This window comes from Shewanella decolorationis S12 (assembly GCF_000485795.1).
GTDB lineage: Bacteria > Pseudomonadota > Gammaproteobacteria > Enterobacterales > Shewanellaceae > Shewanella > Shewanella decolorationis.
The window spans coordinates 115300-132602 of sequence record NZ_AXZL01000067.1; the positions used below are offsets into that span (position 1 = coordinate 115300).

A 17303-nucleotide genomic window follows, 5' to 3' on the forward strand; every position below is an offset into this window, starting at 1 on the left:
ATGCCAGACGCTTTGCTAGCTATAACGAAATAAAAGGAGAGAAATTTTACGCGAGCGAGCGGCATATTACTAGGGTTTATTCGGGGTTTTTATCATGCAAATTCATGTGTTACCCCAACAAATGCCGCGAGTTTGAGAACAACAAATCACGATTGCTGATTTTTACAGCAAACGATTCCTTACCTGCTACCACTAGCTACATATGTAGCTAAACTGTAAACTTATGTTTGTACCTTGCCAAAATTGCAGCAAACAAACCCAAAATGGCTGCAATTGGACAACAATAATACAAGCAACTGCTTACAAGACAGAAAATCATAAAGTCTATGGCAAACCGACCGATATCCATTTGGTCACAGCCCAATTTATCGAGGCGCTAATGAAAGAAGTAAAATTTCGCTGGATAGATCAATATCTTATCCATATGACCTTAAAAACCAAATTTGCAATTCTCGCCCTAGTTCCCATGTTTATGATTGTGGGATTAGCGGTATTTCTAAATACTCAGTTTAGGGATACCCTGCTCGAAAGCCATTTGCATGGGCTGCTAGACACTTCCCAGAAAATCAATCAACTCGCCGCCCAGGTTTCTAGCAAGCTACCCGAGCAAGAAAGACAAAATTTACCTCATCTGCTAAGCCAAGGCTTACAGAATGTTCAGATTGTTACAGTTTCTGAGGCTGATAGCCGCGCACAAACCCTTGCACGCAGTGGGGGCGGTATTGATACCAGCAGTTCACCTAATCGGGCGGTTAGCTCGGTTAATGATCAAAATATGCTGACCATCATTCCCGTCGACGATCGTCAACTGAACGCCCTTTTAGCCGATGATAATATCTTAGTCTACAGCCTAATGGCGGTGCTGTTATTCGTGCTCTTCCTGTTTAGCTACTACATCTCCACCTTTGTGGGCGGTGCGCTCTACACCACAGTGATGGCACTGAAACGCGCAGCCTCGGGAGATTTGACTGGCCGATTAAACTTCTTCGAAGTGAAAGATGAATTCAGCATCTTAGCCATTAGCATCGACACTCTAGTCGAGCGTCAACACAACTTGGTGAAGCAAATTGCTGAATCCACCAGTAAAATCCGCGAAGTGGTTTCATCTTTTAGAAGCACGGCACAGCAAGGACAAGCCCTTGCGGTCAATCAACGTCAGCACCTCGATTCCTTAGCCACGGCGATGGAAGAAATGACCGCTGCGGTTAAAGAAGTGGCGCGCAACGCCGAGCAATCCTCCGCCGAAACCCAAGAGGCGAATCAGCAGGTCAATGCGGGCTCTAAGGATATTGAAACCACGGTAAGCGCGATTGATGTGCTGTCGGATGAGATTTCTGCCGCCTCGGATGCGGTCAATATACTCAACGAAAACGCCAGTAAAATCGATGAAGTGGTGTCGACCATTAATGCCATTTCGCAACAAACTAACCTACTCGCGTTAAACGCCGCGATTGAAGCGGCGCGCGCCGGCGAACAAGGCCGCGGCTTTGCGGTGGTGGCCGATGAGGTGAGAACCCTTGCCGGCCGCACCCAGGCGGCAACGGTTGAAATCAAGTCGATGATCGAATCGCTGCAACAGGGTACCCGCAATTTGACTCAAGTGATGTCGCGCACCGTAAGCCAAGCGAGTGAGGGCAAACAACATGTGCTGCAAACGGGTAAAGATCTCGAATCCATTGCCCACCACAGCAGCCGCGTGTTCGAAATGAGTGTGTTGATTGCCACGTCTGCGGAAGAACAATCGGCCGTGGCTAACGAAATCGCCACCAATTTGATGGAAATTCGCAATCAATCCCACGATGTCGAGCAATCGGCGAACCAATCTGTGTCGGGTTGTGATGAATTACAAGCCACCGCAGGCCAACTTGATCAACTGATGGTTGGATTAAAAGTCTAATTCTTAAAAAGTCTGAGTTTAGCTAGGAAGGGATAGTTTTATTCCTTCTTAGCTTTACATTGCGCACGTTTAATGTCGTCATAATGCTCAAATTGAGTATTAATCCTTGGACCAAGATATATCACGACCTCTCTTGCCCCAGCGCCCAAAGCAAGTTCACGCAGTACCCTATCCTCAATATCGGTGAGGCCACCTTCGGTCTTTTCTAACTGGTGTACAATCACCCGCGGCGCCGCGCGAAATCCAGATGTATGAAGATGCGAAATGCCATATTGGAGCAGTTTTTCAGCGAGTTCAAAGCTTGCTACAAACATTCGAGGGTGTGAAAACGGATTAACAATGCGAATTCCCTCACCGTCCAATGTTTTAGCCCCATGGCCGATAGCTTTGATCATTGTCTTGTTGTGCTCAGTAACAAGTGCGAGTATGGGTTCATACTCGATACTGGCCTTATCGCCAAAAGCGTTTATCGTAATTTTAGCTTCACTTAACTCAATTAATAAGTCTTTAGAAATTAACCCTTTTAGCCAAGTAAACACATCTATTCTCCCGAAAAGGATATTTCCAGATAAAGCTTGCCTGCCCCAACGATTATTTTTCTATCAAGGTATTTGCCTTAAAAAGGCTAACGCTTGATCTAAATCTCGGGTACGGGACATCGGCGGCAGAGAGTTTAAAAAGGCCTGCCCGTAGGCGCGATTCACAATCCGATTATCACAGAGAATGAGTACACCACAGTCCTTTTCGTCACGGATCAAACGTCCAACCCCTTGTTTGAGCGCAATAATCGCCTGCGGTAACGACACTTGAGTAAAAGGATCGCCCCCCTGACGGCTGATATTGTCGGCGCGAGCACGGTAAAGTGGCTCATCGGGTGAGACAAAGGGCAACTTATCGATAATCACGCAGCTTAATAACTTACCGCGTACGTCCACACCTTCCCAAAAACTGCTGGTGCCGAGTAATACCGCATTCCCCAGTTGGCGAAACTTGGTCAGCAGACTCTGCTTGCCCGCCTGCCCTTGCACCAATAGCGGATATTGAGTGCGACTTCGCAAAGCCAGCGCGGTTTGCTCGAGCATTTTATGGCTGGTAAACAGAATAAAGGTTCGCCCCTGCGCCGCCTCAATCGCTTTGACACACACATCGACTAACTGTTTAAGTGCCTGCTGCTGATTCGCCACATTCCCCAGTTGCCTCGGCACACAAAATAAGGCCTGACGCGGATAATCGAAGGGACTGTCTAAAATATGTGCCTTGGCATTACTGATCCCAAGCTCCTGAGCAAAATGGTCTAGGCTACGGTTCACTTGCAGGGTCGCCGAAGTAAAGATCCAGCTAGTATTGGCCACAAATAGCTGCTGACACTCGCGGGCAATATTGATGGGCGACATACGTAGCATGACAAAGCGGCTACCAAACTCAACGCTGTACGCCGCCTGCGGGTTATCACAATTAAAAAATTGATTCAGTTTATGATTAAGCTCAGTCAGCTTTACCGCAATATCATCCAATAATTCACTGCGCCCCACGTGCACAAGTAACAGCTTTTGCAATGCGGTTAATTCTGCCAATAAATCCCAAGAGGCTAAGGCGATGGATTTATTGCCAAGTTGCAGCCGCCAATCCGACTCGCCGCTCGAAAATAATGCATTATGCCACTCACTTAACTTGGTTAAACAGCGCTGGCAGAATTGAGCAATCTGCCCTGTATCGCTGAGCTCAGTTTGATAAATCTGCAATAACTTTTGCAAATAGTCATCAATAGTGCGACTCGAGGATTGCTGGCCAAAGTAACTGACGCAGATATCCGGCAGCAAATGCGCTTCATCGAAGATCACGACATCGGGATCGGGTAATAGCTCGGCAAAGCCCGTATCCTTTAACACGCTGTCGGCAAAGAATAAGTGATGATTCACCACGATGATTTTGGCGTCCATGGCGCGGCCGCGGGCCTTACGGGTAAAACAAGCATCATAAAATTCGCAGCGCTGCCCAAGACAGGTCTCTTTGGTACTGACCACTAAGGGAAGCGCGGGAGAGTTTTCGGCAACTGAAGTTAAGCCACCGATATCGCCATCCTTGCTCATGCCCGCCCATTGGTTGATTTTGAGTAAATCATCCAATAAGCGCGCCTCAATATGGCTGGCCTCCTGCATCTGCTTATCGATCCGATGCTGACATAAATAGTTATTGCGGCCTTTTAATAGCGCAAGCTTGGGTGCTATCCCAAGCATAGAGGTCAATGCGGGTAAATCCTTTAGAAACAATTGCTCTTGCAGGTTTTTACTGCCCGTGCTCACGATCACTTGCTTGCCACTTAAGATGGCAGGAATTAAATATGCGAAGGTTTTACCGACCCCTGTGCCCGCTTCGATCAGTGCATTGCCCTTGCTGGCAATCGCTTCACTGATGATTTGCGCCATTTCAACCTGACTCTGACGCGCACTAAACCCTTGAATATGCTTGGCGAGTACCCCATCTCTGGCAAAAGCGCGCAGCACTTCACTCGCCAATCGGCTCATCGGACGTTGAGCGTCGATCGACTGCTGATTGGATTGCTGAGGTTTGGCTTGCCGCATAGCTGGGCGTCGGGTGTGATTCAAGGGCGAGCAAGGTCCTTTCATAGGGTTAAAAAATACGGTTCAGAGATGGCTAAATCTGGGTAAATTAGTCAGCAAGCGTTAAAGAGCCTGATTCCGTCAGGCCGCAGTGTAATTAAGCCCGCCTAATAATACCAATAGTTTCAGTCCTGCGCCGAATTCAACATGAGCATAATTTTATGCGAGAATATTGCGGAGTTGGTGGCCAGTCGTTAATGCACTTTAAAAGGTTGGCGCTCATCAGCCACAGAGCACGGTTTATAACGCGACAGGATGATTCGATGAAATACCCTTCTGGTTTTTTACTATTGTTGGCTTTTAGCCACGTTACTTGGGCAGGTTGCGATGAAGTAACGTCGCAATGCCTCGTCATAAATGGGGGTAAAGAGCATTCTGAATCCTGTGAAATCGCGATTTGCGCCAATATGAACGAGTATATAGTGGATGTTGCGCTAGAAAATGGTGGTACGATTTTTATGAGACAGGATAACCAATCGCAGCTGATTCGTGTTAATGGCAACCCAGGTATCTTCATTAGGCCGTCCCCCGAGAAAACCGGTCAAACCTGTTATGCTATGGCAGATAAAAACCTAACTTACTGCTTGCCAGATGCAGTGCTGTAATGAATATTGATAACCAGCGACGTCTGAAATAACAGACAGCAAGAATGATTGCGAGCCTCTTCTCATATAGGTCAGCGTGAAGCAGAGATTAACCATGCAAACGACATTATCACTGTCACAATATGCGAAAAAGCGAAATGGTGTACCACTGGGTGCCAGTCACTCGATGAGGAATATGCTATCACGCGCCCTTGGCGCTAAGTCATTCGCTATTTTTTGGCATTACTGGAATCCGATTTGGGGTTATTATTTATCTCGTAATGTCATGCGCCCTCTCAGTCAGTTTCTACCCATGTGGCTCGCCGTCTTGCTCACCTTTTTAGTCAGTGGTGCGCTGCATGATCTCGCCGTTGCTCTGGTTAAATGGCAAGCCATGTTCTTTTTTACACCTTGGTTTGGCATCATGGGAGTTATCGTAATTGCCTCAAATAAATATGATCTGTCCTACGGTGCATTGTCTTGGATTATGCGGGCCTTGATTAATTTACTGTTTATTTTCTCATCGTTTGCGTTAACCGAATTAATGCTGAGTCTGTTGAGGCCTTAAGCCTAATTCTGTCGGTTTAATTAACTCGCCATAATGATGTAAATGATGCTCGCACAAAAGGATATGTCATGCGATTAACATTAACCTTGGAAACCCTATTATCCCAACTCGATTCTTTTTCGTGGCACTTGGATGTGTATAAAACCTTAGAGCAAGCATTGAACCCCACAATGACGATGTTAATCATTGACGATGAACTTGAAGAGGAGCGCGACCTACACGATGAGCCTCTCTACCCGCAAACTCAAGGTTATCAATACTTTTTAAGTATTGCGGATTTGCAAAGCATCAAGGCTAATTTAGTGCAACAGCTGCCTAATGCCAGCTTACATGACATAATTCATGCAGTCAGTTATTACTATCAAAACGATGCTTATATGAATTTAGAGAGCTAACCGCTTTAATTAAGTTTTATAAGATAAATTAAACAATTGTTAAAGGTTGAAATAGAATCAGCTATGGATAAAAAAGCAAAAAGGATTTTATTCTCCACCTATTGGAAGAATGGTTGGATTGATGTAAAAAACAGAAGTCTCTCCGAACCCGATTTTAGCTATGCCAAATCGAAAGGATTAATGTTTGATCCTTTAACTATCTCACATGATGAATGCATCCTTGCCATCGCATCGCTAGTTAAAGGCATATCGCCAGCACAAGTAACAAAAGGATTTTTAAGTAGTCTAACCTCTAGGCGATTGGATTGGCGCTCATCCCTTGCATCCTATGCGATCGCCAAAAAAATCCCATCAAATCAATATACACCTGTTATTTCAGGCACTTCCTACACGAATGGCAAACCAACGGCACACTCCTATACCTGTGGCATTTGCCGAGATAGTCAATATGGCATCCGAGGAAGCGAATCCTATATCGAGATGGATATTAACGTATTCAATTTCGAGCGTATAAAATGGGGCGGCGTGCGCCATGGGGATATTTTGTATACCTATTTTGATTTAAGCCAATTTATTAATGCCGATATTCCAGAGCCAACGTCAGATGATATTGCCTGTTTTAGAGCAATATTAACGACTATCGAAACGTCTGAGCCGAGCGATTATCCCAGCACACTAGAGAAAAGATTAGCGAGTGTAATTAAATCGAGTAAAGCTGAGCGACAAATTTTAATCGAAATATTAGCCAGTCTGGGAATATTAAAACCTCGTTGTTTCGATAGACAACGCCAAGGCAAAAATGACTGGGTATTTGCCGAATATTGGCGTGGTGAAGACAAATATTGCCAACAAACAGTTGATCGCCTGTTTGGAAAATATTTAGCACAATAAAAAGGATGTCACGCGCTAATCCAACATTAGCGCTGTGACTGACACTTAGTCTCAATCAACAGTCTAGATTGAACGCTGTTAGACAAGATTTACCATACTTACCGCCAGCCGAATTTGTCTAAGCGCAGCGTCGGCTTTGTGCCCATCCCCTAGGAAACCTCAAGTATTCGCCCCTCCTTGCGATAAGCAGATTATCGTCCTGCGACCACCAAGATGAAACTTTTTCACAAAACGCATAAATATTCTTATTTAGTTAAAATTAGCTGTTGCAAACGGCACAGAAAGCGGTTAGCTTAAAAAAACGTTTTATGGATAAGTATCCATCAACACCGAATTTAACAGAGTATAGAGAGTCATATGAGCCCGTTACTGAACGCTATCCACCATCATCACCACCATATGCGGTAGCCTTCGGACGCTCACTGCCGGAGGACTGTATCCTTCTGGCGGACTGATTCAAAGATGATCACTAACCCCTGGAAGGAATTCCGGGGGTTTTTGCTTTTAGGCTTTTTAACTAACGATTTAACAGCTAATTAGTAATTAATTTCAATATGTTAACCGCCACATTTACTGGCGGTGCCGATAAACCAGTTAAAGCGTGAAACGAAAGAATATCATTTTGAATTTGTTAACTTTGAGCGAGATAAAATTATGACTGAATCAAACCGTTTACGTATCGCCATTCAAAAATCGGGTCGCCTATCGACCGATTCTCAGCAATTACTCAAGAGCTGCGGCGTTAAATTTTCCATTAATGAACAACGTCTTATCGCACACGCAGACAACATGCCTATCGATTTACTCAGAGTGCGTGACGATGATATTCCAGGGCTGGTGATGGATGGCGTGGTCGATTTAGGCATTATTGGTGAGAACGTGCTTGAAGAAGAGCAAATTGAGCGCCAAACCTTAAATAAACCCGCCGAGTTTGTGAAGTTACGCCAACTGGATTTTGGTGCCTGTCGCCTGTCATTAGCCGTACCAACCGAATTTAGCTATGCCGATGCCTCATCCTTGGAAGGCTTAAGAATTGCCACCTCCTACCCCAACCTACTGCGTCGTTTTATGCAACAAAAAGGCATAAGTTATCGCGACTGTATGTTGAAAGGCTCGGTTGAAGTCGCACCCCGTGCAGGGCTTGCCGATGGTATTTGTGACTTAGTCTCCACCGGAGCCACCCTTGAGGCCAACGGTTTATACGAGACCGAAGTCATCTACCGCTCCATGGCCTGCATTATTCAATCAACCCAAACCCAAACACCGAGCAAACAAGCGCTAATCGACAGAATTTTATCCCGCGTAAACGGCGTGATCCGCGCCCGTGAAAGTAAATATATTTTGCTGCACGCCCCCACAGAAACCTTAGATCAAATTGTCGCCCTGCTGCCCGGCGCCGAAAACCCCACGGTGCTGCCATTAAACGACGATACTAATCGAGTGGCCATCCACGCTGTCAGTACCGAAGATTTATTCTGGGACACTATGGAAGAGCTCACCGCGCTCGGCGCCAGCTCTATCCTCGTAATGCCAATTGAAAAAATGATGGGGTGATCTATGGATATTTTGACTTGGGCAGCGTTATCCGCCGATGAACAAAAAGCCGCGCTCCAACGCTCACCTTTAATCGGTGACAGCGGCTTAGAACAAAGTGTTCGGGCGATTGTCGATGCCGTGGCTAGCCGTGGCGATGCGGCGTTGAAAGAGTTTAATCAAAAGTTTGATGGCGCCAAGCTTGTAAATATCAGTAGCGCCAATATCGACAGTCTGCGCTTAAGTGAAAGCGAGATTAGCGCCGCCAGCGCACGAGTCTCGGCAGAACTTAAAGCCGCCATTGCCCAAGCGATGGCCAATATTGATGTGTTCCACAGCGCGCAGCAATTTCGCCCCATAGAGATTGAAACCCAAGCGGGTGTTCGCTGCGAGCTTCGTAGCGAACCGATTGAAAAAGTGGGTTTATATATTCCCGGCGGCAGCGCGCCCCTCATTTCGACCGTGATGATGTTGGCCCTGCCAGCAAAAATTGCCGGCTGCGAAAAACGCGTATTGGTGAGTCCGCCGCCGATTAACGATGCGATTGTGTATGCGGCAAGCGCCTGTGGGATCACCGAAATTTATCAAGTGGGCGGTGCGCAAGCCATTGCCGCACTCGCTTTTGGTACTGAAACGATTCCTAGCGTCGATAAGATTTTCGGCCCGGGTAATCGTTATGTCACCGAGGCCAAACGCTTAGTCTCCCAAGATGGACGCTGCACTGTGTCTATCGATATGCCAGCGGGGCCTTCCGAGGTGTTGGTGATTGCAGATAGTGATGCCAATGCGCAGTTTATTGCCGCGGATTTACTCTCGCAAGCGGAGCATGGCCCTGATTCGCAGGTCATTTTAGTCACGGATTCGGAGCCATTAGCACAGGCAGTCAATCAAGCGCTCGCGTCACAACTGGCCGCCCTGCCGCGCCAAGAGATTGCCGCGACCGCCCTAAAAGGCAGCCGCACCATTTTGGTCAAAGATATGCAAGAAGCGGCGCTCGTTTCGAATCGCTATGGACCCGAACACTTAATTATTCAAACCCGCTTCCCACGGGACGTACTAAAACATATTCGCGCCGCAGGCTCAGTGTTTTTAGGCGCCTATACACCCGAATCGGTTGGGGATTACGCCAGTGGGACTAACCATGTGTTGCCGACTTACGGTTACAGCCGCGCGGTATCTAGCCTCTCCTTGGCAGACTTTAGCCGCCGCTTTACGGTGCAAGAGAGCAGTGCTAAGGGCCTACTCGGACTCGGACAAGCGGTGATGACCCTTGCCAGTAATGAGTTACTCGATGCCCATAAAAATGCGGTCGCGATACGCTTAGCCAGTCTTAAGGACTGATGGAAATAAGTAACACAATCAACAGTACGCTTAATTAATGCCATAGCAAGACTTAGGATGAATAGGATGAGCCAAGCACCAACGAGCCCAGCACCAATGAGCAATGTGCCTGTGACAAACATTCCGAGCACCAATTGCGCCAGAAATACTCTCGATAACAATACTCTCGATAACGTAAACATCGAGCCAACAAACCTTGCAGCACGTCTTGCGCGGCCCGAACTGCTCGAGTTAACGCCCTACCAAAGTGCTCGCAGGCTGGGTGGTCGAGGTGATATTTGGATCAACGCTAACGAATCGCCCTTCAATAATGTAGCCGTTACTGAACTCGATTTATCTAAATTAAATCGTTACCCCGAGTGCCAACCGCCCGCGTTGATCAATGCCTATAGCCAATATAGTGGTGTTGCAGAGAGCAAAATTGTCGCCAGTCGCGGCGCCGATGAGGCCATCGAATTGCTTATTCGTGCCTTTTGCATCCCAGGCATCGACTCCATTGCGACCTTTGGGCCCACTTACGGCATGTACGCCATTAGCGCACAAACCTTTAATGTAGGCGTTAAGGCATTAAGCTTAACGGCTGAGTACGGTCTCCCAGCCGACTTTGCGACAGCCGCACGCGGCGCTAAGTTAGTGTTTATCTGCAATCCCAATAACCCAACTGGCACTGTGATTGACAAGGCGCGCATAGAACAAGCCATCCAAGCCCTGCCCGATGCCATTGTTATCGTCGATGAGGCTTATATCGAGTTTTGCCCAGAATATAGTGTCGCAGATTTACTCCAGTCTTACCCAAACCTTGTGGTGTTACGAACCCTTTCAAAGGCCTTTGCCTTAGCGGGCGCCCGCTGCGGCTTTTTGCTCGCCAATGAAGAGATTATCGAAATCATCATGCGGGTGATTGCGCCCTATCCAGTGCCACTGCCCGTGAGTGAAGTGGCCGTGCAAGCGCTATCACCGACTGGGATTGCGCGGATGAAAACCCAAGTCAAAGCGCTCAATACTCAGGGCGAGCGACTCGCGGTGGCACTGAATTTGTACTGCGAGCAATGGGGCGGCGCCGTGCTAACACCCAATGGCAACTATGTGCTCGCCGAATTTGACGACGTCGCAAAAGTGGCAAAGCTGCTTATCGATAATGGCATTGTCGCGCGGGCCTATAAGGACCCTAGATTGGCTAAAGCCATTCGTTTTAGCTTCAGCTCTCAGGCTGACACCGACCGCTTAGTGTCACTCTTTGAATCGCAAAAGCTATGAGTATTTAGCGTAACTCTTGTCGCAGCATTGGCCTAATAAACTGATTTTAGATAACAAACTGAATTGAAAGGTAGCAGCATGAACCCAGTATTTACCCCTAATGTCGCCCAGAAAATACTCTTTATCGACCGTGATGGCACCTTGATTGAAGAGCCTATCACCGACAAACAGGTCGATAGCCTCGCCAAACTGGTATTCGAGCCCCAAGTGATCCCCGCCTTACTGCGCCTACAAAAAGCTGGGTTTCGCTTGGTGATGGTTAGCAATCAAGACGGACTCGGTACCCCTTCCTTCCCGCAGGAAGATTTCGATGCGCCGCACAATATGATGATGCAAATCCTCTCCAGCCAAGGGGTAAAGTTTGAAGATGTACTCATCTGCCCACACTTTAACGATGAAAACTGCAGCTGCCGCAAACCAAAACTAGGGCTGGTGAAAGACTTTTTGACCCAAGGCACCATCGATTTCACCCAGTCCGCCGTGATTGGTGACAGACACACAGATGTGGAACTGGGCAATGCCATGGGGATAAAAAGCTTCCAATATCAGCGTGGCAGCCTAGGCTGGGACGCGATTGCCGATGCCTTACTCAACAAGGGCCGCACCGCAACTGTGGTACGCACCACCAAGGAAACCGATATTCGCGTGACTGTCGATCTCGACAATCCCAGCAAAGGCGCCATTAACACTGGTATTGGTTTCTTCGACCATATGCTGGATCAAATCGCCACCCACGGGAATTTCAAAATGGAGGTGAATGTCGATGGCGATCTTGAGATAGACGATCACCACAGCGTTGAAGACACCGCATTGGCAATTGGAGATGCGCTGCGCCAAGCGCTGGGTGATAAACGTGGTATTGCCCGTTTTGGTTTTAGCTTGCCGATGGATGAAGCCAAGGGCGAATGCTTACTGGATCTCTCCGGCAGGCCTTTTATTAAATTCTCCGCCCAATTTGAACGGGAAAAAGTCGGTGAAATGGCGACTGAAATGGTGCCGCACTTTTTCCGATCCTTTGCCGATGGCCTACGCTGCACCCTGCATGTGGCCGCCGAAGGAGACAACGACCACCACAAGGTCGAAGCGCTCTTTAAAGTACTTGGCCGCGCGCTGCGTCAGGCCGTCAAAGTTGAAGGCGATGTGTTGCCATCGAGTAAAGGCGTGCTCTAACAGCGCACTCAACCTGAGTTAGGTGTGTAATAACCTTATGCAGATTGATTAGCGAATAATACAAAGCCTGATGATTTTAACGAGGGGCAGTTTCGAGAATGCGGCGACAAACCACTTCCCCCACTGACCCATCAATAGGAAAACCCAATGTCAGCAAACATAGATGAATTTGATGTTGTCATCATAGACACAGGTTGCGCTAACTTAAGTTCGGTCCGTTTCGCCTTTGAGCGCCTCGGCGCTAAGGTGTTAGTCACCGATGACAAAGCCAGCATTAAAGCCGCCAAACGAGTGGTACTGCCAGGTGTTGGCAGCGCTGGCGCCGCAATGGCTTCATTAACTGAAAAAGCCTTAGTCGAATTAATCCAAGGGTTAACTCAACCCGTGCTGGGGGTCTGCTTAGGGATGCAAATGCTCACCCTGCTCTCTAAAGAACGCGGCGGCCAAGCGCTGGATTGCCAATGCCTAGGCATTATTCCAACCGAGATTGACGAGCTAGACCGTCAAGCACTTAAGGCCGAAGGTTTACCTCTGCCGCACATGGGCTGGAACCAACTGACCTTTAGCAATCCGTCTCAGGTTCACCCGCTGTTTGCCGGTGTTCCGGCCAGCAGTTACGTGTATTTTGTTCACAGCTACCGCGCGCCATTAAGCGACTACACCTTGGCACAATGCCGTTATGGTGAGGACTTTAGCGCCGCCATCGGTAAAGACAACTTTATGGGCGTGCAATTTCACCCCGAGAAGAGCGCCGCCGTGGGTGCACAAATCCTAGGTAACTTTTTAAAAATGCAGTAAATGCAATCGCTTATTGTGTTTGGGATGAACCAGCATTTTTCAGCCACAACATTCAGCAATAAAGCGCGGTAGCAAATGCACCAAAAGAATTTAAGGACAACAGATGATCATTCCTGCAATTGATTTAATTGATGGCAAGGTAGTTAGGCTCTACCAAGGGGATTATGGGCAGCAGACCACCTTCGATTTAAGTCCGCTGGCCCAGTTGCAATCCTACCAAGACCAAGGGGCAAGCTGGCTGCATATTGTAGATTTAACTGGCGCGAAAGATCCTACAAAACGCCAAACGGCTTTGATTGCTAAGCTGACAGCGGGGCTAAGCGCCAATATTCAAGTGGGCGGCGGGATCCGCACTGAAGAGCAAGTCGCCGAGTTATTATCCCTTGGGGTTAAACGTGTGGTGATAGGCTCGCTCGCCGTCAAAGAGCCCGAGTTAGTCAAAGGCTGGTTTAACAAGTTTGGCAGCGAGGCAATTTGCCTGGCACTGGATGTCAATATCAATCAGAACGGTGAGAAAATCGTCGCGGTTTCTGGCTGGCAAAGCGGTGGCGGTAAGAGTCTAGAATCTATTGTCGAAGACTTTAGCCAAGTGGGACTAAAACATGCACTGGTGACGGACATCAGTCGCGATGGCACCCTCACTGGCGCCAATACCGCACTCTACCGCGAGCTATCCAGCCACTATCCCAATATCGCTTGGCAAGCCTCGGGTGGCATTGCCACCCTTGAGGATGTTGCCGCCGTCAGAGACAGTGGCGCCGCGGGCATCATTATCGGTAAAGCTTTACTTATCAATCAGTTTAATGTGGCGGAGGCAATCCAATGCTGGCCAAACGAATAGTCCCCTGTTTAGATGTGAAAGATGGCTGCGTGGTCAAAGGCGTACAGTTTCGCAACCATGAAATTGTTGGCGACATAGTACCACTCGCGGCGCGTTACGCCGCAGAGGGCGCCGACGAACTGGTGTTTTACGATATCACTGCCAGTGCCCACGATCGTGTAGTCGATAAGTCTTGGGTGAGCCGAGTGGCTGAGCAAATCGATATCCCCTTTTGCGTGGCGGGTGGAATTAAAACCATCGGCCAAGCCCGCGAGCTACTCGCCTTTGGCGCGGATAAAATTTCAGTCAACTCGCCTGCCCTGAGCGACCCGAGTTTAATCTCACGCCTGCAGGATGAGTTTGGCCGCCAATGTATCGTGATTGGCATCGACTCATTTTATGATGCGGCAAGCGACAGTTATAAAGTGAAGCAATTTACCGGCGATGAAGCCGCCACCAAAGAAACCGCTTGGTACACCCAAGACTGGGTTGAAGAAGTGCAAAAACGCGGCTGCGGCGAAATCGTGCTCAACGTGATGAACCAAGATGGCGTACGCGGCGGCTATGATATCAAGCAGTTAAGCCTAGTACGCCAGTTGTGCGATGTGCCCTTAATCGCCTCGGGCGGCGCTGGCACTATGGCGCATTTTCGCGATGTGTTTATTGATGCGAAGGTCGATGCGGCGCTGGCAGCCAGCGTGTTCCATAAGGCCATTATCAATATCGGCGAGTTAAAACAGTATTTAGCGGCCGAAGGCATCGCCATTCGCCAGTAACTCAACATCAGTAGCGATTGATACAAATAATAAGGTATGCAGATATGACAACTGGAACCACTTCAAGCTGTTGCCAAGGCCCAGCAAGCGCAGAACTGGTTAATAGCCTCGACTGGGAAAAACAACAGGGGCTTATCCCTGCGGTTATCCAAAATCACCTATCGGGCAAGGTATTAATGCTCGGATTTATGGATAAAGCCGCGCTACAGCACACGCTGGCGACCGGTGATGTGACGTTTTTTAGCCGCTCTAAACAACGTTTATGGACCAAGGGCGAAACCTCAGGCCATACCCTAAAATTGGTCGCCATCGATAAAGACTGTGATAACGACAGCTTGCTGGTACAGGTGTTACCCAATGGCCCAACCTGCCATAAAGGCACCGAAAGCTGCTGGCTCGATGGCAATGCTCACCCGTTTTTAAACAATCTGGCCGAGCTTATCGCCTCGCGTAAGGGGCAAAACCCAGAGTCGAGCTACACCGCTTCCCTTTTTGCCCGTGGCACTAAGCGCATCGCCCAAAAAGTCGGTGAAGAAGGGCTCGAAACCGCCTTGGCCGCTGCGACTCACGATAAAGAAGAGCTGATTAACGAGGCATCGGATCTGGTGTATCACTTATTAGTCTTACTTGAAGATCAATCACTAAGCTTAAGTGATATCAACGCCAATTTGCTCGCCCGCCATCAAAAGGCGCAGCAAAAGTAGTCCGCTTTCAAACATCACGGTATCTCTCTGCCGCATTCCTTTTGGTCTACGGCAGAGTACTCTTGATTTTGCATTCAGTTACGGCCTATTCACTTGCCGTAACCAACAAAAGTTCAGCCTCCATAATCCACCTTGCTACTCTTAACCTCTGCTAAAAACGGCACGACGTCACGCAAATTGTACACCTGGCCCCTGACAAAAAATCAGCAAAATACTGTTGTAATGGTTGACAAGTACACCTTAACTGCCTATCGTAGCCAGCGTCCTCGAACCAACACCGAGGCATTGTCGCAACTTATTAACATTTAAGATAAATTTAAAAAACAGGGCAAATTGTCTTTGTTATGTGATGTGACCAAGCCATTAGATGTGGTCAAGTCACTCGATGTCATTAAGTGCCGAATTAACCCCAAGCAAAGGCGAGTTTTATGCGTATTACCACAGCTTATTATCCCTATCTGTAGCCGCAATGGCATAGATAGGCATACTCGCCTGACCTTCCATTGTGGCCATATCCCCAACGATCCGCAGATTGCGCCACGATCCCAATACAGGTATGCCCTCGTACCCTTTAGATCCCAGTATCACGCGCCATTCTGCACAGCTCCTCAATAAAGCACTCATCTGAGACAGTTGAGCCATTAATAAAGACGTTTGAGCGTAAAGTTATGACACAGAATAAATTTTTCGGCAGTTTGCTACTAATTGCAGGCACCACCATTGGCGCGGGTATGCTCGCACTTCCTATCGCCTCTGCAGGACTCGGTTTTGGTGTATCGAGCCTGATTATGTTGCTCCTCTGGGGGCTGATGGCCTACACCGCTCTGCTGATGGTTGAAATCCATCAATTTGCCCCGAGCGATACGAGCCTGAACCAATTAGCCCGCACGCTTTTGGGCGCCAAGGGCCAAGTGATTGCCAGTGTTGCGTTAATGTTTTTACTTTACGCCCTGTGCGCCGCCTATATCGCAGGTGGCGGCGAGCAAGTTAATCAAAAGCTCAATCCTTGGTTAGGGTTAGATCTGCCACCGCAGGCGGGCGCCGTGTTATTTACCCTGTTAATCGGCACCATTGTCGGCTTAGGCACCCATTGTGTCGATTTGATTAATCGCGTGCTCTTTAGTTTAAAAATCATTGCGTTAATTCTAATGCTGGCCCTATTACTGCCGCAGGTCGAAGGCACACATTTACTCGAGTTGCCACTAGAGCAAGGGCTTATCGTGTCCGCCATTCCAGTGATTTTTACCTCCTTTGGTTTCCATGGTTCGATTCCATCCGTGGTGCGCTACTTAGGCGTTGAGGTAAAAAGCCTGCGTAAAATCATGCTGCTCGGCTCGGCATTACCGCTACTGATTTACCTGCTGTGGCAATTGGGCAGCCAAGGTGTGCTCAGCCAAAGCCAACTGATGACCAATCAGAGTCTTTCAGGCTTTATCAATCAGTTAGCCAGCGTTCTGCACAGCCAATACTTAAGTTCTGCCATCAGTGTGTTTGCCGATCTGGCGCTGGCAACCTCCTTTTTAGGGGTGAGCCTAGGTCTGTTTGACTTTATGGCGGCAAACTTAAGGCAGCAGGATAATGCCGCGGGTCGCAGTATCACCGCCGCTATTACCTTCGTGCCTCCTCTGTGTTTTGCCCTCTTTTACCCGCAGGGATTTATTACCGCCCTAGGCTATGCGGCGATCGCCCTCGTGATCCTCGCGATTTTTTTACCCGTAACCATGGTGTGGGTACAAAGACAAACGCGCGATAAGGCAAACCTGCCTCAGGGTTACCGCGTCGCGGGGGGGAAGATCGGTTTACTGTTAGCTATGCTCTGTGGAGTGGCCGTGATTGGCGCTCAGCTTTTGGGATAAGCTGCGCGGATAAACAATCGCGATAACACTATTTTACTTTAAGCCGTATAAGTGCCTGTAAAATCAAGATGAATAATGACAGGCACTCAATC

The 17303-nt window shown here is 48.3% G+C and carries 16 protein-coding genes; 14 read left to right on the forward strand and 2 right to left on the reverse strand.

All coding sequences use genetic code 11. The features are described from left to right. Positions 1 to 379 precede the first annotated feature (379 nt). Positions 380 to 1897 (forward strand): methyl-accepting chemotaxis protein, encoded by a 1518-nt coding sequence (locus tag SHD_RS11685; RefSeq protein WP_039978244.1) that lies wholly within the window; start codon positions 380 to 382, stop codon positions 1895 to 1897. A gap of 38 nt (positions 1898 to 1935) precedes the next feature. On the opposite strand, the gene SHD_RS11690 is transcribed toward SHD_RS11685, so the two are convergent. Then, complete coding sequence (locus SHD_RS11690; RefSeq protein WP_023267304.1) at positions 1936 to 2436, reverse strand: rod shape-determining protein; 501 nt, start codon at positions 2434 to 2436, stop codon at positions 1936 to 1938. 63 nt (positions 2437 to 2499) lie between these two features. Beyond that, positions 2500 to 4479 carry an ATP-dependent DNA helicase gene (locus tag SHD_RS11695; protein WP_023267305.1) on the reverse strand — a complete coding sequence of 660 codons (1980 nt, stop codon included), beginning with the start codon at positions 4477 to 4479 and terminating at the stop codon, positions 2500 to 2502. 302 nt (positions 4480 to 4781) lie between these two features. On the opposite strand from SHD_RS11695, the gene SHD_RS11700 reads away from it, so the two are divergent. From SHD_RS11700 to SHD_RS11765, 13 genes are all read left to right on the forward strand, one after another. Beyond that, entirely contained in the window at positions 4782 to 5123 is a 342-nt protein-coding gene (locus SHD_RS11700; protein WP_039978216.1) for a hypothetical protein, read from the forward strand. Between the two features lie 94 nt (positions 5124 to 5217). Continuing rightward, positions 5218 to 5670 (forward strand): MBOAT family O-acyltransferase, encoded by a 453-nt coding sequence (locus SHD_RS11705; RefSeq protein ID WP_023267307.1) that lies wholly within the window; start codon positions 5218 to 5220, stop codon positions 5668 to 5670. Positions 5671 to 5738: 68 nt separating this feature from the next. Then, a complete protein-coding gene (locus SHD_RS11710; protein ID WP_023267308.1) occupies positions 5739 to 6065 on the forward strand; it encodes a DUF7716 domain-containing protein in 327 nt (108 codons plus the stop codon). A gap of 63 nt (positions 6066 to 6128) precedes the next feature. Beyond that, positions 6129 to 6956 (forward strand): hypothetical protein, encoded by an 828-nt coding sequence (locus SHD_RS11715; protein ID WP_023267309.1) that lies wholly within the window; start codon positions 6129 to 6131, stop codon positions 6954 to 6956. Positions 6957 to 7610: 654 nt separating this feature from the next. Beyond that, on the forward strand, positions 7611 to 8510 hold the full coding sequence (hisG, locus tag SHD_RS11720; protein ID WP_039978247.1) for an ATP phosphoribosyltransferase: 900 nt from the start codon (positions 7611 to 7613) through the stop codon (positions 8508 to 8510). Between the two features lie 3 nt (positions 8511 to 8513). Next, positions 8514 to 9830 (forward strand): histidinol dehydrogenase, encoded by a 1317-nt coding sequence (gene hisD / locus SHD_RS11725; RefSeq protein ID WP_023267311.1) that lies wholly within the window; start codon positions 8514 to 8516, stop codon positions 9828 to 9830. A 66-nt stretch (positions 9831 to 9896) separates the two neighbouring features. Beyond that, positions 9897 to 11087 carry a histidinol-phosphate transaminase gene (gene hisC / locus SHD_RS11730; RefSeq protein WP_023267312.1) on the forward strand — a complete coding sequence of 397 codons (1191 nt, stop codon included), beginning with the start codon at positions 9897 to 9899 and terminating at the stop codon, positions 11085 to 11087. 78 nt (positions 11088 to 11165) lie between these two features. Then, complete coding sequence (gene hisB / locus SHD_RS11735) at positions 11166 to 12257, forward strand: bifunctional histidinol-phosphatase/imidazoleglycerol-phosphate dehydratase HisB (protein WP_023267313.1); 1092 nt, start codon at positions 11166 to 11168, stop codon at positions 12255 to 12257. A gap of 147 nt (positions 12258 to 12404) precedes the next feature. After that, entirely contained in the window at positions 12405 to 13055 is a 651-nt protein-coding gene (gene hisH / locus SHD_RS11740) for an imidazole glycerol phosphate synthase subunit HisH (protein WP_023267314.1), read from the forward strand. A 103-nt stretch (positions 13056 to 13158) separates the two neighbouring features. Next, a complete protein-coding gene (gene hisA, locus SHD_RS11745) occupies positions 13159 to 13896 on the forward strand; it encodes a 1-(5-phosphoribosyl)-5-[(5-phosphoribosylamino)methylideneamino]imidazole-4-carboxamide isomerase (protein WP_023267315.1) in 738 nt (245 codons plus the stop codon). Further along, on the forward strand, positions 13878 to 14651 hold the full coding sequence (hisF, locus tag SHD_RS11750; protein WP_023267316.1) for an imidazole glycerol phosphate synthase subunit HisF: 774 nt from the start codon (positions 13878 to 13880) through the stop codon (positions 14649 to 14651). Before hisA ends, hisF begins: the two co-directional genes overlap by 19 nt. A 44-nt stretch (positions 14652 to 14695) precedes the next feature. After that, positions 14696 to 15355, forward strand: coding sequence for a bifunctional phosphoribosyl-AMP cyclohydrolase/phosphoribosyl-ATP diphosphatase HisIE (gene hisIE / locus SHD_RS11755; RefSeq protein WP_023267317.1), 660 nt, complete (start codon positions 14696 to 14698; stop codon positions 15353 to 15355). A 668-nt stretch (positions 15356 to 16023) separates the two neighbouring features. Continuing rightward, positions 16024 to 17211: an aromatic amino acid transport family protein gene (locus SHD_RS11765; RefSeq protein ID WP_023267318.1), complete on the forward strand. Its 1188-nt coding sequence runs from the start codon at positions 16024 to 16026 to the stop codon at positions 17209 to 17211. The last annotated feature ends 92 nt before the right edge of the window (positions 17212 to 17303 follow it).